A 23,881-nucleotide genomic window follows, 5' to 3' on the forward strand; every position below is an offset into this window, starting at 1 on the left:
CGGGAGCTTATCAGTCGGACGCGACCGTGCGCATCACCGTTTCCCGAGGCAAGTCAAAGGTTTCGACCACTTGCACCACCAGGTCCATCTCCTGGTTCAGCGCCTCGCGCTCCATGCGCTGGCGAATCAGGCCGACCACCAGCACCGCCAGGGTGGTAATCGAATAGGCCGGGCCGGAAAACGCCCGCACACCGGTGACCAGCAACATCGCGGCCGCCAGCGCCTGGCCGACCACCGGAATGGCCGTGGCGGCACCACGGCGCAGCATAAACCCGGTGAGCCCCGCCAGCGCCGTGCCGCTCAACGCGGCGGTTGCCGACCGGCCAACGTCGATGCGATTGAACAGCCCCTGCTCCTTTTGTGCCGCCGCCTTGAGCTCCGCGTCGAAGGCTTTGCGGTCGGCGCTGCTGAGCTTGTCCCGGTACTGCTCGATCAGTTTTTCTGCAACCTGCGCCTCGATGTCCGCCAACGCCACGGTCGCAACGGGCTCATCGAATTTGATCCCCAGCCGCTGCGCCACGTCTTCGACGATCTGGCGATAGCTCACGCCATGGCCGCGGGCCAGGTTCATGAAGCTGTCCCCGCCCATGCGCTGCAGTTCGATCGCCAGCTTCAGCGGTTCACGTACGCCGGCATCGATTGAAGCGCTGCGCTTTTGCGCCATCAACTCGGCCAGGAATTTCAGCTCGTCCGGCCGCGCCTGAACGAGTGCCGGAAACAAATCCACGTCTTCTTCGGCAAAACGCACTTCGGTACTGCGTTGGTCAGAACGAATCATGCCGCGCCGCTCCTGCAACAGGTCGGTGTACTGCACCACCGTCTTCAGTTGCGGCCAATACGCGGCGTGATCGAAGGTCGCCAGTTGCACGTTCGTGACTTTGCCCTTGAGCGCAGGCGTGAGCGGGATCGCATAACGGCCAATGCAACGCTCGGCGTCCGGCTTCATCGCCAACGCCCAGTCCTTGCTGGAATAGCAGTTGATCAGCCGCCCCTTCAGTGGCGCCGACACTTCATCCCAAGGGCTCGACGTACATATCGCTCCGCCCATCAGCAGCAAATTGTTCAACGGCAGCTCGCGGGCGACCTCAGGATTGGCCAACACGCTTTTGACCAGAATGCGCGCACCCAGGGAATGGCCAATCAAGTTGATACGCCGTACCGGCAGCGATTCGGCGTGCAGGTAATTGGCCAGTTCAGGCAACAAGGACCGGGCCACTTCATCAACGCGCGCCTCGACACTTTTGTAGTGGTCGAGAAAGTAGGCAATTGCCTTGCCCACGCCCACGGTCGCAGCGCCCAGGCCACCACCGCCAAGCATTGAGGCGATCACCTCCTTGAACGGTGCAAACAGGTTTTCCAGAAAATGCCCTGCCGGCCAGAACAACATCAGGTTGGTCGAGCCTTCGATGCTCGCCAGTTGTTCCTTGAAGTTGCCCAGTTGCTGACGGTTGAAGAACGCGGAGTAACCGTGAACGTAGAGATTGAGCACATCCCCCTGGGGCTCGCCGCACAACAAGAACGTGGGCTGGCGGGTGCGGTGCATTTCATCCCACTGGTGCTGCATGGGCCGGTGACTCCTGGTGACGACGTTCGGCGATAGTAACAAAGCATGAACCGAAGAACGGTGAATCCTGACAGGCGTGGATCAGAACAGTGAGCCGGCCCTGGACTTGGCTAAATAGCGCGCCGGGGAATCGCCCAGGTTGCGGCGAAACACCGCGGTGAAAGCGCTGGAGCTGCTGAACCCCAATGCGAGCGCCACGTCGGTAATGGACACACCGTGGCTCAGTCGCGCCGTCGCCTCCAGCAAACACACCTGCTGGCGCCAGGCGACAAAGGTCATGCCGGTGTTTTCATGAAAATGGCGGGTGAACGTGCGCCGGCTCATGTTCGCCCATTCAGCCATTTCATCAAGGGAAACCGACTGCGTGGGCACCTCCAGAAAGCGCTGGCAGGCCCGCGCCAGGCGCGGCTCGGTGGGCAACGGGGCACTGAGGGGCAGCTCGGGCATCGCGCCGATTTCGTCGACCAACAACGCCAGCACGCTGCGCTGCCGAACGCCCGGGGCCGCCGACGGCTCGAGGGTCAGCGCCGCTTCCAGTAGATGCCTGAGCAAGGGCGACACTTCAAACACCTGGCAGCGGGCCTGTAAACCGGCACGCCTGGCAGCGCCGTCGTCAAGGTAGGTGTTGAGCATGACGACATCGCCACGCATGTGCATTTCGTGGGGCACGCCGCCGGGCACCCAGATCGCCCTTTGTGGCGGCACCACCCAATTGCCGAGGTCGGTGAACATCTTGAGCGCGCCAGTGGAGGCGTACGCGAACTGGCCGCGCGGGTGGGTATGCCGTTCGAACACAGTGCCGGACGGATATTCGTGCAACGTGACCACGGCTTCGGGGTCATTGGCATCAAAGGTCTCAATCATGGCCCGATAGTGTCAAATCTTGGCCTTACATAGCAAGCGGGCCATGCCGTGGCACCCTAGGATTGACGCCCTTGAATTCGCTCTGGAACGCCCATGCGCAAGACACACCTCGCCCTTGCCCTCCTCGTCACGTTGGTCTGGGGCATTAACTTTCCCGTCACCAAACTCGGGTTGCGCTCGATTGACCCGTTTGTGCTGACCGGCATTCGTTTTGCCCTCGCCGCCTTGCCCTGGGTGTTTTTCATCAGGCGCCCGGCCGTCAGGTTCCGTTATGTGGCCGCTTACGGCGTGATATTCGGGCTGGGCATGTGGGGCGTGATCAACTATGGCATTCAGCTCGGGGTAAACCCCGGCATCGCCTCGCTGATCATTCAACTCAGCGTGTTTTTCACCCTGGGTTGGGGTTGCGTGCTGTTCAAGGAGAAAATCCGTCGTGCGCAATGGATCGGCGCGCTCTTCGCGCTGGCGGGTCTGGCAGGCATCATCGTCACCCAGCAAGGCAACGCTGCAGTGCTGGGCGTTTTGATGATCGTGTTGAGCGCCCTGGCCTGGAGCATCGGCAATGTCATCATCAAGGCATCGGGGGTGAAGGAAATCTTTTCGTTCATGGTCTGGGCCAGCCTGTTTCCACCCGTTCCGTTGTTCCTCATGGCCTGGTGGCTGCACGGCAGCAGCGCCTTCTCAGGCTTGGCCGCCAGCCTTGATTTCACCGCCGTACTGTCGATCCTGTTTCAGGTTTATCTGGCCACACATTTTGCGTACTGGGGCTGGAACTCCCTGCTCAAGGCGTACCCGGTTTCAACCGTGGCACCGTTGTCACTGCTGATTCCGGTATTCGGGATTGCCAGCTCGATGTTGATACTGGGCGAACGCATTGCCGTGCCCCACCTGCTGTTCATCGCCGTCATCATTATCGGCCTTGCCGTGGGGCTGTACCGAAAACGCGATTGTGCAAGTGCATAGATAGACTTGGCATAAATTCGGGATTTTGTTCGCGTAACTGCTCAATTAGCCTTTGTCGGGTCTTGAACCGAACCGAGGAAACACCATGAGCACTCCTGAATTTTTCGTCACGCCAGGCTACGGCGATTACATGCGCGAACACCTGCACTACTCGCAAGCGGTCAAGGTCGGTCACCGCGTGGAAACCTCGGGCCAGGGCGGCTGGGATGATGACTTTCAGATTCCCGCCGACATTGCCGAAGAAATCGCCCGGGCATTCCATAATCTGGACCGCACCCTGGCCACTGCGGGTGCGCGCTGGGACCACGTCATTCACGTGAATTCCTACCACGTCGGCGGTTTTCCACCCGAGGTCAATGAGGCGATGGTCACGCAATACCGCCGCTACATGCCAGACCATGCGCCCATCTGGACTCAGGTCGGCGTCGAGGCCCTGGGGTTGCCGACCATGCGCGTCGAGATCCGCGTAACCGCCATCATTGCCTGACGCCGAAGGTGCGAATGATCCACTCGACAAACACCTTGAGCCGTGCGCTCTGATGGCGGTTGGGTGGGTAAAGGATGTGCAGCGGCGTTGCAGGACGTGACCACTCGGGCAACACGCTGACCAACTCGCCGCTGTCGATGTAGTACTGCACGATCGATTTGAAGTGTTGCCCCACGCCAAGGCCGGCGAGCAGCATTTCCTTGAGGCCATTGCCTTCGTTGGTGGAGAAGGCACATTCACCGACTTCAATCCGTCGGCCACCTTTCTCGAAAATCAGCGGCTCGGGCTTGCCCGAACCGGCGAAGAAATATCCCGACTTGAGGTGGTTCGCCTGCAAGTCCTCCGGCGACCCCGGCACGCCCCGGCGCTCCAGGTAACCGGGGGCCGCGCAGGTCAGGTATTCGAGGTCGGCTACCTTGCGCCCGATCATCGTCATGTCATCGAGCTTGCCGGCGCGAATCACACAGTCAACGCCCTCACCGACGATATTGACCGCGCGGTCGCTGATGCCCAGGGCAACGGTAATGTCGGGGTACTCGCGATGAAAATCCACCAGTGCCGGAATCAACAAACAGTTGGCAAACGACGCCGGCGCATCCACCCGCAGGTGCCCGCCCGGCTTGAGGGTTTGCCCGCGTACGGCGCTGTCCACTTCATCCAGCTCTGCCAGCAGACGCCGGGCATGGCCGTAATATTCCAGACCTTCAGAGGTAGGTGCCAAGGCCCGCGTGGTGCGGTGCATCAGCTTGATGCCCAGGTAGGCTTCCAGGTCGGTAATCAGCTTGCTGACGGTGGAACGCGGCAGCGCCAACTGATCGGACGCCCGGCTGAACGAGCCGGTGTCGACAACGCGCACAAAGGCGCGCATGGCGAGGAGTTGATTCATAAGGTGTTCCAATGCGCCATCAGGAGGCGAAGTTATCGATCTTGACCTGTCTATCTGGAAACGTCGCGATGATTTCCAGTTCGCCCCCCATCGCCCGGATGTAATCCCGCAATGTACTGATGTACATAATGCCGTTCAGTTAAGAAGGATCAAGTGTAAAAATTAACCTGTGGCGAGGGAGCTTGCTCCCTCGCCACAGAACAGCGCTCACCCTTAACTGAACGGCATTAGGGCAAGCCCGCTCACCACAGAAAGCCTATTCACATTAACAATCTGCAAAAAAAACCGCCCTTTCGGGCGGTTCAAAGGTGCTCGGCTTTGATCAGAAACCGAGGGAGAAACTGATGGTCATCGCGTGGTCCTTATCGTTGCGCGAGAGTTGGCCCGAGTAGCCCAGGCCCAGCTTGCCGTTCTGGCTGATCTGGTAATCCACGCCGGCTTCCAGCACCGCGCTGTCCTTGGCGATCGGTACGCCTTGGGTGCTGAACGACGCCCCGCCGTTGATGAAGCTCAGGTCGGCGTCGGGTTTGGTGTCACCGAAAGCGTGACGCCAGCCGATGCTGCCCCGAGGGGTGATTTTCGAACCGTTGCCCAGGGTGATGGTCTGGCCGATGCGCACGCCCAAGGTGGAGAAGGTCACGTCCTGATCGGCATCGCCGCGCAGGGCCGCGGAACCGCCCTTCTCTTTGAGGGTATCGCTGTCGTAGTTGACGTAGGCCAGGCCCGCGAACGGTTCCAGGGCCACGCCGCCTGTTTCGAGGGTGTAACCGACCTCACCGAACACCTGTGCACTGCGCGCCTTGTAGTCGGCTTTGAGGCGTTGGCCCACGCCGCCTACGGCGACGTCGCGCTTGCTTTCGATGTCATGCCAGCTGTACGCCACGCCCATGCGGGCCGCGAAAGCTTCCTGCTGATACGCGGTGTAGGCCATCAAGTGGTAGCTGTCGACGTCGGCGCTGGAGTTGCGGCGCTTGGCGTCCAGATCGCTGCGGGTGTAGCCGGCGGCTACACCAACGCGCCAGGCGTCATCCACTTGCTTGTCGGTGCCGAGCAGGAAGCCGCCGAGGTTGCGGTCCAGTTTGGCGGTGTTGCTGTCGCCGCCCATGTGGCCCCAGGTGCCCAGCACGCGCATCCAGCCGACCATTTCGCCATGGCAACCGGCGCTGCTGAGGCGGTTTTCGCTGGGCGCCAGGCTGTTGCGCGGGTCGTCCTCGCGGTAGCAGCCGGGTTGGCGCAGGCGCTCGTTGACCGCGTCACGGATGTAACGTGAATCCTCAAGCATCGCGCTGGCGGTGCTGGCGTGAATTTCACCGGACAAGCTGTCGAAGGCCGCACGTGCCCCGGCCGCATCCGAGTTCAGCAGCGCATTCTGCACATCCGCACCGCCGACCGCCGCACCGCTGCCCAATGCGGCTGCAACACCGCGCTGGTTACGGGTGGCCGCCACGCTGGCATAGCTGACGTTGTTACGGCTCACCGCCAGCGCCACTTGCGTCGGGCTGTAGTTGAGCGAGGTATTGAGGAACGCCAGGTTTTCCAGGTTGGTGGTATTGAAGGTGCCATTGACCGCGCCGGCCGTGAGCAAGGTGTAGGTGGTCGGGCCGGCATACGGGGCCAGGTTGACCACATTCAGCGTGCCGCCCAGGTTCGCGGTGCCGCCAACGGCCAGAGAGCTGGCCACCGATGGCGTGATCACCAGGTTCAGCGCGCCATCGCTGGCGTTGGTGAAGTTACCGGCCACTGTCAGCTTGCCGTTGTCTGGGGTGACCGCACCATGGTTGACGACGGAGCCGACACTGCCGTTACCGGTCAGGCCTGCGCCGCTGGCCACGGTGACTTGCCCGCCGAAGACAGCGCCCGGATTGGCCGCGTTGCCCACTTGCAGCACGCCCTGATCCACCGCCACGGTGCCGCTGAACGACTGGTTGCCGGTCAGCAACAGCGCGCCCGCGCCTTGTTTGACGATGGCACCGGTGCCGGTGAGGTTGCCATTGAACTGGCCATTGTTGGCCTGCACGAACAGCAAGCGTGCATTGTTGACGATCGAACCGCGCAGGCTGGTGGTGTTACCGGCCAACGTACCGCCACTGACGGTGGTGCCGCCGGTGTAGGTGTTGGCGCCGGTCAACAGCAAGGTGCCCGCATCGAGTTTGTTGATGGCGCCGGCGCCGACGATCGGTGCCGAAATTTCCGTGGTAACCCCGGAATTGACCCGCACCGCCGCCGTGCCGGTTGGCGACAGCGTACCGCCGGCGCCTGCCGTCAGCGTGTAGCCGGCGTCAAGGAACTGCAGGCCGGTAAAGCCCTGGTTGCCCACGACGGTAACGGTGCCGCCCTGCCCGCCGAATACGGCGAACTGGTTGTTCGACGCCTGGCCTTGGGTGCCGGTCGGGTCGGTCCAGTTGGTGTCAGGGCCCCAGGTACCGCTGCCACCCGTGATGGTGCCATCCGGGTTGGTGGTGCCGCCGTTCCAGAACTGGATTTGCCCCGGTGTGGTTTGCACCAGCAGGTTGAGTTGGTTGGCCAGCGAGGTTTGCAGGGACAGATTGCCAAAGCCCGCCGGCAGCGAACCCAGGGTCAGGCCGTTGTCCGTCAAGGCGCCGCCGTAACGGAACAGCTGGTACACGCCGATACCGAAACCGCCGGCATCAGTGACATTGAGCGTGCCATCCAGCGTCAGGTTACCCGCCACATTCACTGCGGTCGTGGACGCACCCGGTGCCCCCAGGGCGAAGTTCAGGTTGGTACCCGAAGACAACGCCAGCGATCCGACCGACAGCGGCGTGGCCGCTCCCGCCTTGAGGATCGAACCGTCGGCCATGCTCACCGCCCCGCCCAGGGTGCCGCTGCCGCCGAGGGTCGCGCCATTGGCAACCTGCACCGCGCCGCTGTTCAAGGTGCCGTTGACCAACAGGCTGCCGGCATTGACGTTGGTGTTGCCGGTGAAGGTGTTGTTACCGCTCAGCAGCAAGGCGCCGGTGCCGGTTTTGTTCAACACCCCGGCGCCGGTGAGGTTGCCGGTGTAGGTGCCATCCGTTGCCTGCTCGAAGGTCAGGGTCGCGTTGTTGGCGATGGCCCCTTGCAGGCTGTTGGTGGAGCCGGTGGTGGTGCCGCCGTTCAGGGTGGTGCCGCCGGTATAGGTGTTGGCGCCGGTCAGCAACAGTGCGCCGTTGCCGTTTTTCACCAGGCTGCCGTTGCCGCTGACGACGCCATTCAGGGCCAGGTCATGGTTGCCAGCCAGGGTCAGCGGGCCGCCCAGGTTGATGGCATTGGCCAGTTGCAGGTCGGTGCTGCCGTCCAGTTGCGCAGCGCCGCCGACCGTCAGTGCGCCAGTGCCGAGGGCGGCGTTATTGCCAAGTACCAGTTGGCCGGCATTCAAGCCAGTGCCGCCGGTGTAGGTATTGGCGCCATTGAGGGTCAAGGTTGCCGCACCTTTTTTCAGCAGGCTACCCGCCCCGCTGATGACGCCATTGAGGGTCAGCGCATTGGTGCCGCCAATCGCCAAGGCGCCATTGAGGACCGCAGCGTTGCCCAGCGTCACGGCCGCATTGCTGTCCAGGGTGGTGCCGTCTGCGGTGGTCAAAACACCAGTGCCCAGCGCATTGTTGCTGCCAACCACCAGCGTGCCGCCATTGAGCGCCGTCCCACCGGTGTAGGTGTTGGCGCCGTTGAGCACCAGCGTGCCGGTGTCGAGCTTGGCCAGTGTACCGGCACCGGCCAGGGTCACGCCGAGGGTGGCGGTGGCATTGGGATCAACACGAATCGCCGTGTTGCCGGTACCGCCATTCACCAGGTTAAGCACGCCCGCCGTGCCGGAGGCCAGGTTGTAGCCGTCGGTGACGAACTGCATGCCGGTGATGTTTTGCGTGCCGTCCACGCTCACGTTGCCCGCCGTACCCTGGAACACCGCAAAGCTGTTGTTCCAGTTCTGGTTGAGCGTGCCGTCGACGTTGGTCCAGTTGGTCAGCCCGGTGCCCCAGGTGCCGTTGCCGCCTTCAATGGCGCCGTTGCCGATCAGGTTACCGCCGTCCCAGAACTGCACAGTGGTATTGGGTGCGGTGACCAGCAGGTTGACCTTGTTGCTGATGGCCGTCTGCACTTGCAGGTCGCCCGGGATCACACTGCCCGGCAAGGTGCCGAGGGTCAGGCCGTTGTCCGTCAGCGCCCCGGTGTAATTGATGATGTTGTAGACGCCACTGCCAAAGCCGCCGATATCGGTGACGTTGAGGCTGCCGTCCAGGGTCAGGTTGCCGCCGACATTCAGCAGCCCGCTGCCACCGCCGACCACCGGAGTGCCCAGGCCGACATCCAGGTTGGCGTTGGCGCCGAGTACCAGTGAGCCCACCGACAAGGTGCTGCCGGAGGTCAGGCCGATATGGCCACCGTCGGCCACGGTGACTGCGCCGGTCACAGAACCGGCACCGGTCAGGGTTGCGCCGTTGTTGACCGCCACCGTGCCACTGGCCAGCGAACCGCCGACATTCAAGGTGCCGCCGTTGACGTTCGCAGCGCCAGTGATGCCATTGGTGCCGGTCAGGTTGAGCACGCCGGTGCCGTTTTTATCCAGGCCTCCCGCGCCGTTCAGTGCGCCGGCGAAGGTGTTGTTCAGGTTGCTGCCGCCCACGGCCAAAGTGCTGCCGCCAGCGACTTGGACCACGCCATTGCCAGCCAGGGTATTGAGGTTGGCATTGCCACCCAGGTTCAGGCTGGCGCCGGTACCCACGGTGACGCCCGAGGCATTGCCCAGTGCGCCATTGCCAAGCGTAGTCAGGCTGCCGCCCAACACATTCAACGGGCCGGTAAAGGTGTTGTTGCCAGTGAGCAGCAGGTCTGCCGCGCCGTTTTTGATCAGCGCCGCGTTGCCCGCCAGCACACCGGCAAGGGTCAGGTTGTTATTGCCGGCCACGGTCAGGTCAGCGTTGAGGTTGACGGCGTTGGCCAGCACCAGTGGCGCACTGTTATCCAGCGTACCCGCCCCGGCGACAGTCAAGGCGCCCGAGCCCAGGCCGGCGGCATTGCCGACGGTCAGCGTACCTGCATTCAGGGTGCTGCCGCCGCTGTAGGTATTGGCACCATTGAGCGTCAGGTTGGCGTTGCCGTTCTTGATCAGAGAGCCTGCGCCATCAACTACCCCGTTCAGGCTCAAGTCGTTGCTGCCGCCCACGGTCAGTGCGGCATTGAGGGTGGTGTTATTGGCCAGGGCCACAGCGCTGCCGGTGTCCAGCGTTGCGGCACCGTTGACGGCCAGGTTGCCGCTGCCCAACGCCGCGCCGTTACCCAGCGTCAAGGAACCCGCATTCAATTGGGTGCCCCCGAGGTAACCGTTCGCGCCGTTGAGCGTCAGGTTCGCCGCCCCGCTTTTGGTCAGGCTGCCCGCGCCATTCACCAAACCGTTGAGGGTCAGGTCGGCGCTGCCGAGCACTCCCAGGTTGCCGGCCAGGTTCAGTGTATTGGCCAGGGCCACTGCCGTACTGGTGTCGAGGGTGGTACCGGCGGCCGCGTTCAACGCGCCTGCACCCAGCGCGGTGCTGGAACCCAGGATCAGCCCGCCCGCGTTCAGTGCGGTAGGCCCGGTGTAGGTGTTATTACCATTCAGGGTCAGGCTGGCGATACCGTTTTTGATCAAGCTACCCGCGCCCGCCACGGTGCCTGCCAGGGTCAGCGCATTGCTGCCGCCGAGCGTCAGCGTGCCGTTGACGTTCAGCGCATTCGCCAAGCTGACCGCCGTGTTGCTGTCCAGCGTGGTGCCGTTGGCCGTGGTCAATGTGCCGCTGCCCAACGCACTGTCATTGCCGACCACCAACGTACCGCCATTGAGCGCGGTGCCGCCGGTGTAGGTGTTGACCCCGTTGAGCACCAGGGTGCCGGCATCGAGTTTGGCCAGGGTGCCGCCGCCGTTGAGGGTGACGCCCAGGGTGGCGGTAGCGTTGGGATCGACCCGCACCGCCGTATTGCCGCCGGTGCCGTTGAACAGCGTCAAGGCCCCCGCTGCTCCGCCCACGACGTTATAGCCATCGGTGACAAACTGCAGGCCGGTGATGGCTTGCGCGCCGTCCACGGTGACGGTCCCCGCCGTGCCCTGGAACACCGCAAAGCTGTTCGGTACCCAGGCGGCGTTGAACGAGCCGTTGACGCCGGTCCAGTTGGTGCTGCCGGCGGCCCAGGTCCCGCTGCCGCCGTCGATGGCACCATTGCCGGTGGTCTGGCTGCCGTCCCAGAACTGCACATTGGTGTTGCCATTGACCAGCAGGTTGATCTGGTTGCCGATCGCGGTTTGCAGGTCCAGGTCAGTGGCCGGAATGTTCACCGGCAGGCTGCCCAGTTGCAGGCCATTGTTGGTGAGAAGGCCGGTGTAGTCGATCAGCCGGTAAATGCCGGGGCCGAAGCCGCCGATATCGCTGACATTCAGGGTGCCGTCCAGGGTCAGGTTACCGCCCACGTTGATCAATGCCGTGCCGCCGGTGGACGGCGCGCCAAGGCCCGCGTCCAGGTTGGAATTGGCATTCAGCACCAGCGCGCCCACGTTCAGGGTGCTGCCGGAGTTGACCGCCAGGTGGCCGCCATCCGCGATATTCACACTGCCCAGCACCGTGCCGGTGCCGCCGAGGGTCGCACCGCTGCCGACCCCGACAGTGCCACTGGCCAGCGAGCCATTGACCAGCAAGCTGCCCGCGTTGACCTGCGTGTCGCCGGTCAGCAGGCTAAGGCCGGTCAGGGTCAAGGCGCCGCTGCCCTCTTTGGCAAAGTTGCCCAGGCCTGCCAGTACCCCGCCGAAGGTACTGTTGAGGTTATTGCCACCCACACTCAAGGTGCTGCCGGTGCCGACCGTCGCCAGCCCGCTGCCGGTAAGTTCGCCCAGGCTGGCGGAGCCGCCCAGGTTCAGGGCTGCACCGCCCGTCAGGTTGACCCCGGCGCCAACGCCCAACGCGCCGTTGCCCAGTGTGGTGAGGCTGCCCGATTGCACATCAAACAAACCGCTGAAGGTGTTGTTGCCAGTCAAGGTCAGGTCTGCGGAACCGGTTTTGATCAGGCTGCCGCTGCCCGCTACAACGCCGCCCAGGGTCAAGCTGTTATTGAGGCCGCCTACGGTCAGGCCAGCATTGACGTTGACCGCATTGGCCAGCACCAACGGTGCGCTGTTGTTCAAGGTTGCCGCACCGCCGACCGTCAGCGCGCCGGAGCCCAAAGCCGCTGCGCTGCCCAGGGTCAAGGTGCCCGCGTTCAGCGTGGTGCCGCCCTGGAAGGTATTGATGCCATTGAGCGTCAGGTCTGCAGCGCCGTTTTTGACCAGCGCGCCGGTGCCACTGACGAGGCCGCCCAGCGTCAGGTCATTGTTGCCGGCCGCCGTCAGATTGGCGTTCAGGACCACGCCGTTGCCAACCGTCAGCACCGCGTTGTTATCCAGGCTCGCCGCCCCGCCGACGGTCAGGTTGCCCAGGCCAAGTGCCGCGTTGTTGCCCAGGGTCAAGGTACCGGCATTCAAGGTCGTGCCGCCGAGGAAGCCATTGGCACCATTGAGGGTCAGGTTGGCCGCGCCACTTTTGGTCAGGCTGCCGACACCATTGATGGCGCCGCCCAGGGTCAGGTCAGCGGTGCCGCCGATGCCCAGGTTACCCGCCAGGTTGATGGCATTGCTGACGGTGGTCACTGCGGTGGCATCCAGCGTCGTACCGTTAGCCGTATTCAAGGCGCCGGCACCGAGTGCCGAGTTGGACGCCAGGATCAATCCGCCCGCGTTCAAGGCCACCGGGCCGAGGAAAGTGTTGTTCCCGCCGAGGGTGAGGTTGGCCGCGCCGTTTTTGATCAGGCCGCCCACGCCACCAATCACACCGTTGAGGGCCAGCGCATTGCTGCCGCCGATGTTCAGGTTGCCGTTGAGGGTCACGCCGTTGCCGAGCGCTGCCGCGGTGTTGCTGTCCAGCGTCGTACCGGCTGCCGCCGTCAACACGCCGCTGCCCAGCGCGGTATTGCTGCCAACCACCAGAGTGCCGCCGTCCAGCTGGGTACCGCCGCTGTAGGTGTTGTTTCCGCCGAGGACCAGGGTGCCGGTATCCAGTTTGTTGATCAGCCCGGTACCGTTGATATCCACGCCAATGGTACCGGTAACGCCTGGATCGACACGCACCGCCGTCACACCGACCCCGTTGTTGACCGCCGTCAACACGCCGCCCGTCCCGTTGACCAGGGTGTAGCCGTCGGTCACGAACTGCAGGCCGGTAAAGGCTTGCGCGCCGTCTACCGTCACCGTGCCCGCCGTGCCCTGGAACACTGCGAAGCCACCGCCCCAGGTCTGATTGGTGTTGCCGTCGGCCGAAGTCCAGTTGGTGCCAACGCCGGTCCAGGTGCCCGTACCGCCATTGACGATGCCGTCAGACACTGTGTTGCTGCCATCCCAGAACCGGATGTTCGGCGCGGACACCACCAGGTTGACCTGGTTGCCCACCGAGGTTTGCACCAACAGATCGCCCAGGCCATAACCCGTTGGCGCCGTGGCCACGTTGAGGCCACCGCTGAGCGCGCCGGTGTAGTTGATCAATCGATAGACACCAACACCAAAACCGCCGGCATCAGTGACGTTCAGGTTGCCAGCCAGGGCGACGTTGCCGCCCACGTTCAGCAAGGAAGTGGTCGACGGTGCGCCCAAGGCGACGTCCATGTTCGAGCCGGCATTCAGGGTCAAGCTGCCGGCTGACAAGGTGTTGCCGCTGCTCAGCGCCAGGTGCCCGCCGCTGTTGACATTGACCGCGCCCAACAGCGAGCCGGTGCCAGTCAGGGTGCCGCCGGTATTGACGTTGACAAGGCTGCTGGCCAGCGAGCCGCTGAGGTTCAACGTACCGCCATTGATGGCCGTGTTGCCGGCGAGGCCATTGATGCCGGTGAGGTTGAGGGTGCCGGTACCCACCTTGATCAAACCGCCCGCGCCGCTGAGGTCGCCGTCAAAGGTGCTGGTGGTGTTGACCCCGCCGATAGTGAGATTGGTGCCGCCGCCCAGTTGCACGCCACCCGCGCCGCTCAGGCCCGCCAGGCTGGCATCGACGCCCAGGTTCAGGGAAGCACCGGCACTGACGTTGGCGCCGGAACTGCCACCCAGCGCGTTGGCACTCGCCAGCGTGACGCTGCCGGAAAGCACATCCACGGCCCCGGTGAAGGTGTTGTTGCCGCTCAAGGTCAAATCAGCCAAGCCATTTTTGATCAGGCCACCGGCGCCGCTGACCACGCCGCCAAGGTTCAGGTCGTTGTTGCCGGCAAGAGCCAGGTTGGCGTTCAACGCAATGTCATTGCCCAGGGTGAAGGCTGCGCTGTTATCCAAAGTGGCTGCGCCACCGACGGTTAAAGCACCGCTGCCAAGTGCGCCTGCCGAACCGAGGGTCAAGCTGCCAGCGTTGAGCGTGGTACCGGCGCTGAAGGTGTTCACGCCGTTGAGTGTCAGGTTGCCCACCCCGTTTTTAGTCAAGGTACCCGTACCGCTGACCACGCCGCCGAGGGTCAGGCCATTGGTACCTCCGACACTCAGGCCGGCGTTGAGAATGACGTTGTTGCCCAGGGCAACCGAGGCGTTGCTGTCCAGGATCGCGGCGCCACCGATGGTCAGGTTTCCCACCCCCAAGGCCGAGTTGTTGCCAACGGTCAGGGAGCCTGCGTTGAGGGTGGTACCGCCCAGGAAGCTATTGGCGCCGCTGAGGATCAGGTTGGCCGCGCCGTTTTTGGTCAGGCTGCCAGCGCCATTGATCGCACCGGTGAGGCTGAGGTCCGCGCTGCCGCCAACCCCCAGGTTGCCGGCGAGGTTGACGTTGTTGTTCAGGCTGACGTTCGCATTGGCGTCCAGGGTCGTGCCCCCTGCGGCGTTCAAGGCACCAGAGCCCAATGCCGTGGCAGCCCCCACCACCAACTTGCCCGCATTCAGCGCAGTGTTGCCCAAATAGGAATTGGCGCCATTGAGGACCAGGTCGGCCGTGCCGTTTTTGATCAGCCCGCCGACGCCTGACACCACGCCGCCCAGCGTCATGGCATTGCTGCCACCCAGGGTCACGTTGCCGCCCAGGTTGACGTTGTTAACCAGGTTGACTGCAGCGCTGGCATCTAGCGTGGTGCCGTTTCCTGCGTTCAGCACGCCGGTGCCCAGCGCCGTATCGGAGCCGACTTGCAGCGTCCCCGCGTTCAGTGAGGTGCTGCCGGTGTAGGTGTTGGCTCCGGAGAGGTTGAGGGTCGAGGTACCGGTTTTGATCAAGTTGGCGCCGCCACTGATAACGCCACCCAAGGTCAGGGGGTTGGCGCCGCCTGCCGTCAGGTTGGCATTGAGCGCAATCGCATTGTTGATCGTCAGATTGGTGTTGGTGTTCAGCGTGCCCGCGCCCGCTACGGTCAGCGCGCCGGTGCCCAGTGCGGCGGCGTTGCCCAGGGTGAGCGAACCGGCATTCAATGTGGTGCCGCCCTGGAAGGTGTTGGCACCGTTAAGGGTGACGGCCGCAGCACCGTTCTTGATCAGCGCCGACGCGCCGTCGATCACGCCGCCAAGGGTCAGCCCGTTCGCGCCGGCCAAGGTCAGGTTGGCGCCGAGGTTGATGGCATTGGCCAGGTTGACGCCGCCGCTATTGTCCAGGGTTGCAGCGCCGGTCACGCTCAGTGCGCCGCTGCCCAGCGCCAGGTTGCTGCCGGCATTCAATGTGCCGCCGTTGAGCACGGTGCCGCCCTGGAAAGTATTGACGCCGTTGAGCAGCAGCGCAGAGGCGCCATTCTTGGTCAGGCCGCCAACGCCCGTGATGGCTCCCAACAGGCCCAGGTTCTGGGTGCCGGCAAGCGTCAAATTACCCGCCAGATTCAAGCCATTGTTGAGGATAAGCGCTGCACTGGAATCCAGCGTGGTACCGGCCGCAGCGTTCAACACACCGCCTGCGCCCAGGGCCGTGTTATTCCCCAGGATCAGGGTACCGGCGTTAAGGTCCGTATTGCCGGTGTAGGTGTTGGCGCCACCCAGCGTCAGTGTTGCCGTACCGTTTTTGGTCAGGCTGCCCGCACCGGAAATGATGCCTCCCAGGCCCAACGCCTGGGTACCGCCGAGGGTCAAGGCACCGGTCAAGTTGACCGCGTTAGAGAGATTCACCGCAGTGCTGGTATCCAGTGAAGTTCCCGCCGCCGTATTGAGCGCGCCTGTGCCCAGGGCGGTGCTGGAACCGAGGACCAGGCCACCGCCATTGAGCGTGGTAGCCCCGGTGCGTGTGTTGTTGCCGGTCAACGTCAGCAGGCTTGCGCCGTTTTTGGTCAGGCTGCCGGCCCCTGACATCACGCCACTGAGCGTCAGCGGGTTGGTTCCCGTCAGGGTCAGGTTGCCCGTCAGGGCCATATTGTTGGTCAGTAACGAAGCGCCGCCGGTATCCAGGCTCGCAGTGCCCGTCACATTCAGGCCATTGGTGCCCAAGGCGTTATTGTTGCCCAGCACCAACGTGCCGGCGCCCAGGCTGGTGGTGCCGGTATAGGCCGTGTTGTTGCCATTGAGGGTCAGGCTGCCGGTGCCGGTTTTGGTCAGGTTTGATGACCCGCTGATGACGCCGTCGAGTGTCAAGGCACCCGCGCCAGTGGCAGTCAACGCACTGTTGAGCGTGAATGCGTTGGACAGGTTCACCGTACCTGGCGCCGTCAACACCGCCGCGCCGATGATCGAGACGGCACCGGTACTGAAGGCCTGGCTACTGCCCAGCTGCACCGTGCCACCGTTGAGTGTGGTAGTGCCGCCGTAGGTGTTGGCCGCGCCGAGGGACAATTGGCCTGAGCCAAGCTTGGTCAAACCGCCGGTTCCGGAAATGACTCCGGACAACGTCAAACCGTTGATGCCCTGGACGGTTAACCCCCCCGCCCCCAGGGAAATCAGGTTGGCCAAGTTCAAACCGGCGTTGCTCGCCTGGATGATCCCGCCATTGGAAGTCAGCACGCCGCTGCCGAACACCTGGCTGTTATTGATCTGCGCAACACCGCCATTGAGTGTGGAACTGCCGCTGACCAAAGGCCCTTGCAGGGTCCAGGTACCGCTGTTGATCGTCAGGTTGTTGAAGTTGGTGTAGACGGCACTCGATGCGGTGCCGGTGCCAGTGGTGCCACCGCCCAGACCGACCGGGTTTTGCAGGATCAGTGTGTTGGCACCGGCCGCCCCGCCATCAATCGTGCCCGTCGGGGCGAAGTTCAGGTCAATACCGATCAAGCCGCCAAGGCCGACGCTGACTTGAACGCCATCCCCCACGTTGACACTGGAGCCCGTAATTGCCGTGAAGGTATTGGTGCTGCCCGCCCCCATCGAAACGCCGCCGGTAATGTTACCGGCGTTGGTAAAGTTGTTGCCCGCAGCGGAAGTCTGGAAAGCCACCCGCCCATTGAGGGTGCCGGTGCTGCTGTTGGTCATGTTGACCTGTGAGCCACCGTACACACCCACCACCGGGGTATCGGCCAGCGTAATCCCGCCTACGGACAGGCCGGTTGACGTAATAGTGCCGTTGTTGGTGATGTTGGTCGTACCGGTCGAGCCGTTATTGACCGCAATACCCAACCCGTCGATGCTCGTCAGGTTAAGCCCCAGCAGCATCCCGGTGCCGCGAATGAGCCCGGTGGTATTGTTGATCACATTGATGGTACTGGCCGCACCCGAACCGATAAACGCACCGCCGCTCAACACGGACACCAGCCCCAGCAGCGCCGGGTCCAAGGTCCCGGAGTTGTTAAGGGTGATGTTGTCCCCGGTGAGATTCAGTACCTTGCCCGCCAGCGTCGCATTCATCTGCGCGCCATTGGTCACGTTGACCGTGAGGCCGCTGGTGGCACTGGAGAAATCGTTGAGAAACAGCGGAAGGGTGGGTACACCCGAACAGGTGATGGTTGAACCCGCCGCCGAGCACGTGGCCAACGCCTCGGGACTCGCCAGGCCCACCATCACCCCCACGATGCCCAGGCGGATTGCCATATTCAGAGGGGAAATACGAGAAATACCGGCAGCCGCAAGTCTTCTGTCCACGTTCAACTCCTTCGTGGTTCAAGCCTTTCATCCATGAATGCGCAGAAGCCTTCTTATAAAGATCCACACGCATCGAATTCGAGATGCCTGACCGTGGTGACAACTGATCTAGTTTGTCGAAACGGTAGTAGACCTACAGAAAAGTCATTGAATTAAATGGTATTAATACTTTCGTAAATAGCCTGTAAGAATGGGATTACACCTAACATCCATTGACTATCGCGATAAAAACACAGGTTTCAAAACGTAAAAAAGCGCTCTAATGGCGCCCTGCTGATTGGCTTTAAAGATCCTGGAGTTCGCAATGCCCCATGAAGGCAACCTGTTACAAGCAGCCGTGGTATTCCTGCTCGCCGCTGTGCTGACCGTGCCTTTGGCCAAGCGCCTGCAACTGGGCGCGGTACTGGGCTATCTGTTCGCCGGTGTGATCATCGGCCCGTCGGTATTGGGCCTGGTGGGCAACCCGCAAAGCGTTGCGCAGTTCTCGGAACTGGGTGTGGTGTTGCTGCTGTTCATCATCGGCCTGGAACTGTCACCCAAACGTTTATGGGTGATGCGCAAAGCCGTGTTCGGCGTCGGCCTGGCCCAGGTGTTGCTGACCGGTTTGGTGATGGCGGTGATCGCGCTGTGGCTGTTTGGCCAACCCTGGAACAGCGCGATTGTGCTGGGCCTGGGCCTGGCGCTCTCCTCCACTGCCTTCGGCCTGCAAAGCCTGGCCGAGCGCAAGGAACTCAACCAGCCTCACGGGCGCCTGGCCTTTGCGATTCTGCTGTTCCAGGACATCGCCGCCATCCCGCTGATCGCCATGGTGCCGCTGCTGGCCGGCAGTGATCACCCCGCCACCGAAGCCCAAGGCGCGCAGCACGTGTTGCAGATTCTCGGCAGCATCGCCGTGGTGATCATCGGCGGGCGCTACCTGTTGCGGCCGGTGTTTCGCATCGTAGCCAAAACCGGCCTGCGTGAAGTGTCCACCGCCACCGCGTTGCTGGTGGTGATCGGCACGGCGTGGTTGATGGAACTGGTGGGGGTGTCCATGGCCCTCGGGGCCTTCCTCGCCGGCTTGCTGCTGGCGGACTCGGAATACCGTCACGAACTGGAATCCCAGATCGAGCCGTTCAAGGGCTTGCTGCTGGGCCTGTTCTTTATCAGCGTGGGCATGGGCGCCAACCTCAGCCTGCTGCTCAGCGCGCCACTGGTGGTGATCGGGCTGACGCTGCTGCTGATCGGTTTGAAACTGCCCCTGTTGTACGCCGTGGGCCGGCTGGCAGGTGACCTCAATCGCGAAAGCGCCCTGCGCCTGGGCGTGGTGCTGGCGGCAGGCGGTGAATTTGCCTTTGTAGTGTTCAAGATCGGCCGCGACCAGGGCCTGTTCGAGCCACACCTCTACGACATTCTGGTGCTGACCATCACGCTGTCCATGGCCGTGACCCCGCTGCTGTTGCTGATATGTCCAAAGCTGTTCAAGCCCAAAGCCAAACCCGTGGAAGTACCCGAGGAATACCGCACCATCGAAAGTGATGCACCACGCGTGGTGATCGCGGGCATGGGCCGTATGGGCCAGATCGTCGCGCGGATCCTGCGTGCACAAAACGTCTCGTTCATTGCCCTCGACACCTCGGTGGAAACCATCGAGCTGACCCGCAGCTTCGGCGGCATGCCGGTGTTCTACGGCGACCCCCAACGCCCGGAAATCCTCCACGCGGCCAAGGTCGATCAGGCCGAGTTCTTCGTGATCGCCATGGACGACCCGGAGATCAACATCAAGACCGCCGAACTGGTGCGCAACCTCTACCCGCACATGAAGATCATCGCCCGCGCCCGTAACCGCCAGCACGTTCACCGCCTGGTCGACCTGGACGCCTCGCCGGTGCGCGAAACCTTCTATTCCAGCCTGGAAATGAGCCGCCGTACCCTCGTCGGCCTTGGCTTGACCCAAGCCCAGGCGGATGCGCGCATCACCCGCTTCAAGAACCACGACCTGCAAGTCCTCGCCGCCCAGCACGCGGTATACGACGACGCGGCCAAGGTGATGCAAACCGCCCAGGAAGCCCGGACAGAATTGGCGCGATTGTTTGAGATGGACCGGCTTGAGGAAGAGTCCGACAAGGTGTAAGCCGACGGGTGAACGAAATTGCGAATTTTCTGACAGAATACGCCGCAATTTCGTTCATCACTGGAGCGCTTCATGGCTACTTTCACCAAGACCGCCGCCCTGCTGGCCCTAGCGCTCACCGCCGGCAGCGTACTCGCCGCTACCAAACCGTCAACACAGACCATCTCCACCCTGGACGGCAAGTTCACCTTCAACCTGCCCAAGGCCTACACGGCCGACACCCTGCCCTCCGGCAAGACGGAGGATGGCACCGCCAATACCCAAGGCACCCTATACGCCAACGCGACCACGAAAAGTGTGGTGATCGTCGCCGAAACCGAGCGCAACGACGGGGCAAGCATCAAAGACAACGACCCGCAATTCCTCGATGGCGCCGTGACCGATTTCGTCAAGGACCAGAGCGCCGCGCTCCCGGACTTCAAGAAACAAGGCGAGAAAAAACTGACCTTCAAAGGCCTCGGTTTGCGCCAAGTGGACAGCACGGCCACACAGGGCGGTGGCAAGACCTTGAACTCGACCTTTCTGGGCGGCTCGGGCAACCACCTGCTGGTGATCCAGGCGATTTCCCGCGCGGATGATGTGAAGGGGCATGCCGAATTGGTGAAGCAGATCACCGGCGGTAAGTAACCTGATCGCTCTAGCCACTTAGAACCCATGTGGGAGCTGGCTTGCCTGCGATAGCGATTTACCAGTCAACCCTGCGGTGGCTGATACACCGCTATCGCAGGCAAGCCAGCTCCCACATTTTTTTGACCGTGTTTACTTCAGGCTCTTTTCCAGCCAGGCCTTGAGGTCCTGTATTTCCGCCTCACTCACGGTATGTGGCATGCCCACATACCCATGAAACTCCGGCTTCAACCCCAGCCCCGTCAACACTTCATTCGCCCGGGTTGCCGACACATACGGCAGCGCCTGATCCAGCGTGCCGTGGCCTATAAAGATCGCCAGCTTGTCCAGCGCCGCCTCCGGCTTGAGCTCGGCCTTGAGCACCGGCAACACGCTGCCACTCAACGCCGCAATCCCGCGTACCGACTCCGGCTGACGCAGCCCGACTTCGTAAGCCATGATCGCGCCCTGGCTGAACCCCACCAGAAATACCCGATCGCGTTGAGTGTGGTACTTGGCAGTGGCCTGGGTCACGAAGGCTTCGATCAGTTTGGCGCTGCGTTGCAGGTCAGCGGTTTCGCCGTCGTAATCGCCATCGCCGGGCTTCCTGGCGAACCAGCGATACCCGTTCGAATCCACCGGCATCGGCGCGCGGGCCGACAGGTAAGTCCAGGTCGACGGCAGTTCGTCCTTGATGCCAAACAGGTCTTCCTCGTTACTGCCAAAGCCGTGCAGGAAAATCACCAGCGGCTGGTTACGCGCCTCACTCTGGGTCTGTTCCAGGTACGTCAGCGGCAAGTCCGTGTGCAAGCTGGAATCGGCATGGACGGCACCGGCTGACAACGCCAGCGCCAGGGCAAGCAGTTTGAGCATGGAAAGCGACCTCAAGGTTTGCGCAACAGGTAAGTGTCCATAATCCAGCCATTTTCCAGGCGTGCCGCCTTGCGCACCCGTTGGATTTCGTCAGCCACTTGCGCCACTTTGCCGCTGATCAGGATTTCATCCGGCGTGCCCAGGTAGGCGCCCCAGTAGATGTCCAGGTCTTGATCGGCCACGGTGCGGTAGGAATCTTCGGCGTCGAGCATCACCACCAGCGTGTCGGCATCACTCGCCTGCCCTGCGGCCAGACGGCGCCCGGTGGTGATCTCGATGGAACGGCCGATGCGGTTCAGCGGCACCTTATGCTGCGCGGCCAGGGCCTGCACACTGGTGATGCCAGGGATCACTTCGAACTCAAACTCAGCGCGGCCGCTGGCAAGAATCGCCTGCAGGATACGAATCGTGCTGTCGTACAACGCCGGGTCGCCCCAGGCCAGGAAAGCGCCTACTTCGCCGTCGATCATTTCCTCGTTGATCATGCGCTCGAAGGTCTGCTGCTTGTCGCGGTTCAGATCCTGCACGGCGGTGGTGTAATCAATGTCACCGCGCACGCGCTCGGGGCAGTCAGCCTCGACGAAGCGGTAGCCGGGCTCGCTGATGTAGGTCTCGCAGATCTCGCGGCGCAGGTCGATCAGCTTGTCTTTACTCTGGCCCTTGTCCATCAGGAAAAACACGTCGGTGCGGTTCAGCGCCTTCACGGCCTGCATCGTGATGTAGTCAGGGTTACCGGCGCCAATGCCGATGATCAGGATGCGTTTCATGGGTTGCTCTCATTGCGGGGCGTGGATTTTGCCATGTTCGCGCGCTCAGGCGTGAGTTTCCAGGCGCAGGCGCCACAGGTTGTTGAAACGCAGTTCGGTGGCAGACAGCGGCTCGACGTCGATCCGGTAGAACATCGAGACAGGAAACTGCATGACGTACAGCATGGCGGCGCGGATCACGAAGGGATGGGTGACGGCGACCACATGGCCAGGCTGGGTTTCCAGCGCCTTCATCCATTGCCCGACACGAACACAGAGCTGATCCACCGATTCGCCACCATGGGGCGCACTGGCGCTGTCGGTCATCCAGGCCATCAGTGAATCGCTTTCCAGCTCACGGATGGCCTGACCTTTCCAGCCACCGAAATCGCCATCTCGCAGCGCCCCATCAATGTCTGCGTCATCACCGAACAAGCCTGCCGTCTGCCGGGTTCTGGCTTCGGGCGCGCACATCAGGCGCCGGTTCTTCTTGTAGCGACCCGCCAGGGACAAGGCCGCGCCCTGCCAGTCCATCAAGACGGATTCGTCATCAGGAAACCGCCCCTGTTTTTGAAGGGGCGTGAGGGCATGGCAAATCAGGGTCAAGCGGGTGGCCAGCATCACAATTCACTCTGTTTCGGCGCGCAGTCAGCGTAGACTCGCCAAGTTGTTTCAACATGTTACAACGAACATGAAACAGGAAGCCGGTTCAAACCCGGCGCGGTCGCGCCACTGTATTCGGCCTCACAGCCGTAAGCCAGACCCTGTTTCAGCCCTCTCGCTATCCATTTCGGGACGCGTCATCCCTGGAGGTTTTCATGGCTAACACCGCTGCAACAAACCCTGATGTCTATGTGCCGACCATCCCCCTGGGCGAAATCCTGCCCTGGGCGATCTTCGGCGGCCTGCTGTTGCTGCTGGCGATCTACTTCGTCGGCGCCGAGCAAGGCGCCACGGCCGTGTTCAAAGGCATGTATGTGCACGAGTTTGTGCACGACGGCCGCCACCTGCTGGGTTTCCCCTGCCATTAATTGATAAGAGAGACATGACATGACAGGGCATTTACTCGTACGCGGGATGCTGGTGGGCTTGCTCGCCGGCGTGTTGGCGTTTGGCTTCGCCAAGACCTTTGGTGAGCCGCAGATCGACAAGGCCATCGCCTTTGAAGACCAGATGGCACAGATGCACGGCGATGCGCCGGAAGAAGAACTGGTGAGCCGCGAGGTGCAAAGCACCTTTGGCCTGTTCACCGGCGTGGTGGTGTACAGCGTATCCCTGGGCGGCATCTTCGCCCTGGTGTTCGCCTACTCCCTGGGCCGCATCGGCAAGGTCGGCCCGCGCGGCCTGGCGGCGCTGCTGGCATTGGCGGCCTTCGTCACCCTCATCGTGGTCCCAGGCCTTAAATACCCGGCCAACCCGCCGTCGGTGGGTGACCCCGAGACCATCGCACAGCGCACCAAACTGTTTTTCCTGATGCTGCTGGTATCGGTGGCCGCCGCCGTGATCGCGATCAACGCCGCACGCAAGCTGATCGCCCGCCGTGGCCTCTGGGCCGGCGCCATCCTTGGCGTGGTGCTGTACCTCGTGATCGTGTCGGTGGCCGGCAGCCTGTTCCCGGTGATCAACGAAGTGCCCGAGCAATTCTCCGCCGTATTGCTGTGGAAATTCCGCGTGGCGTCCCTGGGTATCCAACTGGTGCTGTGGACCACCCTGGGCCTGGTATTCGGTGCTGTGGCCGAACGCAAATTGAGCCAGCCACAGGCAAGGTTCAACTCGTAATGC

General features: G+C 62.7%; 13 protein-coding genes, 1 pseudogene and 1 riboswitch. Of the genes and pseudogenes, 6 read left to right on the forward strand and 8 right to left on the reverse strand.

Annotated elements, in window-relative coordinates:
* Positions 1-10: 10 nt before the first annotated feature.
* Positions 11-1,564, reverse strand: coding sequence for a DUF726 domain-containing protein (locus AB4P94_RS24535; RefSeq protein WP_395607885.1), 1,554 nt, complete (start codon positions 1,562-1,564; stop codon positions 11-13).
* 81 nt (positions 1,565-1,645) lie between these two features.
* Positions 1,646-2,428, reverse strand: a complete 783-nt coding sequence (locus AB4P94_RS24540; protein WP_395607886.1) for an AraC family transcriptional regulator — start codon at positions 2,426-2,428, stop codon at positions 1,646-1,648.
* 93 nt (positions 2,429-2,521) lie between these two features.
* Here AB4P94_RS24540 and AB4P94_RS24545 point away from each other — a divergent pair, with 93 nt between their 5' ends.
* Together AB4P94_RS24545 and AB4P94_RS24550 are read left to right on the forward strand one after the other, a co-directional pair.
* Positions 2,522-3,391, forward strand: coding sequence for an EamA family transporter (locus tag AB4P94_RS24545; RefSeq protein ID WP_395607887.1), 870 nt, complete (start codon positions 2,522-2,524; stop codon positions 3,389-3,391).
* Between the two features lie 85 nt (positions 3,392-3,476).
* Positions 3,477-3,878 carry a RidA family protein gene (locus tag AB4P94_RS24550; RefSeq protein ID WP_395607888.1) on the forward strand — a complete coding sequence of 134 codons (402 nt, stop codon included), beginning with the start codon at positions 3,477-3,479 and terminating at the stop codon, positions 3,876-3,878.
* Here the strand turns inward: AB4P94_RS24550 and AB4P94_RS24555 are convergent.
* The 3 genes and pseudogenes from AB4P94_RS24555 to AB4P94_RS24565 all read right to left on the reverse strand — a co-directional run bounded on the left by AB4P94_RS24555 (position 3,868) and on the right by AB4P94_RS24565 (position 17,710).
* Positions 3,868-4,764, reverse strand: a complete 897-nt coding sequence (locus AB4P94_RS24555) for a LysR family transcriptional regulator (RefSeq protein ID WP_395607889.1) — start codon at positions 4,762-4,764, stop codon at positions 3,868-3,870. The two genes, AB4P94_RS24550 and AB4P94_RS24555, sit on opposite strands and share 11 nt — an antisense overlap.
* A 19-nt stretch (positions 4,765-4,783) precedes the next feature.
* Positions 4,784-4,891, reverse strand: a pseudogene (locus AB4P94_RS24560) (transcriptional regulator); the annotation flags it as partial.
* A gap of 195 nt (positions 4,892-5,086) precedes the next feature.
* Complete coding sequence (locus tag AB4P94_RS24565) at positions 5,087-17,710, reverse strand: autotransporter-associated beta strand repeat-containing protein (RefSeq protein ID WP_395611386.1); 12,624 nt, start codon at positions 17,708-17,710, stop codon at positions 5,087-5,089.
* A gap of 355 nt (positions 17,711-18,065) precedes the next feature.
* Here AB4P94_RS24565 and AB4P94_RS24570 point away from each other — a divergent pair, with 355 nt between their 5' ends.
* The gene (locus AB4P94_RS24570) at positions 18,066-19,874 is read left to right on the forward strand and encodes a monovalent cation:proton antiporter-2 (CPA2) family protein (protein ID WP_395607890.1); all 1,809 of its coding nucleotides are present in this window, start codon (positions 18,066-18,068) and stop codon (positions 19,872-19,874) included.
* A 72-nt stretch (positions 19,875-19,946) separates the two neighbouring features.
* Positions 19,947-20,501 (forward strand): hypothetical protein, encoded by a 555-nt coding sequence (locus tag AB4P94_RS24575; RefSeq protein ID WP_395607891.1) that lies wholly within the window; start codon positions 19,947-19,949, stop codon positions 20,499-20,501.
* Between the two features lie 132 nt (positions 20,502-20,633).
* Here AB4P94_RS24575 and AB4P94_RS24580 read toward each other — a convergent pair whose 3' ends face one another.
* The 3 genes from AB4P94_RS24580 to AB4P94_RS24590 are packed head-to-tail and all read right to left on the reverse strand — an operon-like array spanning position 20,634 to position 22,720.
* Positions 20,634-21,353: an alpha/beta hydrolase gene (locus AB4P94_RS24580; RefSeq protein WP_395607892.1), complete on the reverse strand. Its 720-nt coding sequence runs from the start codon at positions 21,351-21,353 to the stop codon at positions 20,634-20,636.
* Between the two features lie 11 nt (positions 21,354-21,364).
* The gene (cobF, locus tag AB4P94_RS24585; RefSeq protein WP_395607893.1) at positions 21,365-22,120 is read right to left on the reverse strand and encodes a precorrin-6A synthase (deacetylating); all 756 of its coding nucleotides are present in this window, start codon (positions 22,118-22,120) and stop codon (positions 21,365-21,367) included.
* Between the two features lie 45 nt (positions 22,121-22,165).
* Positions 22,166-22,720: a histidine phosphatase family protein gene (locus tag AB4P94_RS24590; protein ID WP_395607894.1), complete on the reverse strand. Its 555-nt coding sequence runs from the start codon at positions 22,718-22,720 to the stop codon at positions 22,166-22,168.
* 35 nt (positions 22,721-22,755) lie between these two features.
* A riboswitch (cobalamin riboswitch) is annotated at positions 22,756-22,886 on the forward strand.
* 31 nt (positions 22,887-22,917) lie between these two features.
* Between AB4P94_RS24590 and AB4P94_RS24595 the strand changes: the two genes are divergently transcribed.
* Positions 22,918-23,130, forward strand: a complete 213-nt coding sequence (locus tag AB4P94_RS24595) for a CbtB domain-containing protein (protein WP_016974482.1) — start codon at positions 22,918-22,920, stop codon at positions 23,128-23,130.
* Positions 23,131-23,149: 19 nt separating this feature from the next.
* Positions 23,150-23,878, forward strand: coding sequence for a CbtA family protein (locus AB4P94_RS24600; RefSeq protein ID WP_395607895.1), 729 nt, complete (start codon positions 23,150-23,152; stop codon positions 23,876-23,878).
* Positions 23,879-23,881 lie beyond the last annotated feature (3 nt).

Source organism: Pseudomonas sp. B22129, assembly GCF_044218875.1.
In the GTDB taxonomy this organism is placed as follows: domain Bacteria; phylum Pseudomonadota; class Gammaproteobacteria; order Pseudomonadales; family Pseudomonadaceae; genus Aquipseudomonas.

Coding starts and splice junctions, on each gene's coding strand:
- AB4P94_RS24535 (WP_395607885.1), bottom strand. CDS start 1,564: ATGCAGCACCAGTGGGATGAAATGCACCGCACCCGCCAGCCCACGTTC.
- AB4P94_RS24540 (WP_395607886.1), bottom strand. CDS start 2,428: ATGATTGAGACCTTTGATGCCAATGACCCCGAAGCCGTGGTCACGTTG.
- AB4P94_RS24545 (WP_395607887.1), top strand. CDS start 2,522: ATGCGCAAGACACACCTCGCCCTTGCCCTCCTCGTCACGTTGGTCTGG.
- AB4P94_RS24550 (WP_395607888.1), top strand. CDS start 3,477: ATGAGCACTCCTGAATTTTTCGTCACGCCAGGCTACGGCGATTACATG.
- AB4P94_RS24555 (WP_395607889.1), bottom strand. CDS start 4,764: ATGAATCAACTCCTCGCCATGCGCGCCTTTGTGCGCGTTGTCGACACC.
- AB4P94_RS24565 (WP_395611386.1), bottom strand. CDS start 17,710: ATGGCAATCCGCCTGGGCATCGTGGGGGTGATGGTGGGCCTGGCGAGT.
- AB4P94_RS24570 (WP_395607890.1), top strand. CDS start 18,066: ATGCCCCATGAAGGCAACCTGTTACAAGCAGCCGTGGTATTCCTGCTC.
- AB4P94_RS24575 (WP_395607891.1), top strand. CDS start 19,947: ATGGCTACTTTCACCAAGACCGCCGCCCTGCTGGCCCTAGCGCTCACC.
- AB4P94_RS24580 (WP_395607892.1), bottom strand. CDS start 21,353: ATGCTCAAACTGCTTGCCCTGGCGCTGGCGTTGTCAGCCGGTGCCGTC.
- cobF (WP_395607893.1), bottom strand. CDS start 22,120: ATGAAACGCATCCTGATCATCGGCATTGGCGCCGGTAACCCTGACTAC.
- AB4P94_RS24590 (WP_395607894.1), bottom strand. CDS start 22,720: ATGCTGGCCACCCGCTTGACCCTGATTTGCCATGCCCTCACGCCCCTT.
- AB4P94_RS24595 (WP_016974482.1), top strand. CDS start 22,918: ATGGCTAACACCGCTGCAACAAACCCTGATGTCTATGTGCCGACCATC.
- AB4P94_RS24600 (WP_395607895.1), top strand. CDS start 23,150: ATGACAGGGCATTTACTCGTACGCGGGATGCTGGTGGGCTTGCTCGCC.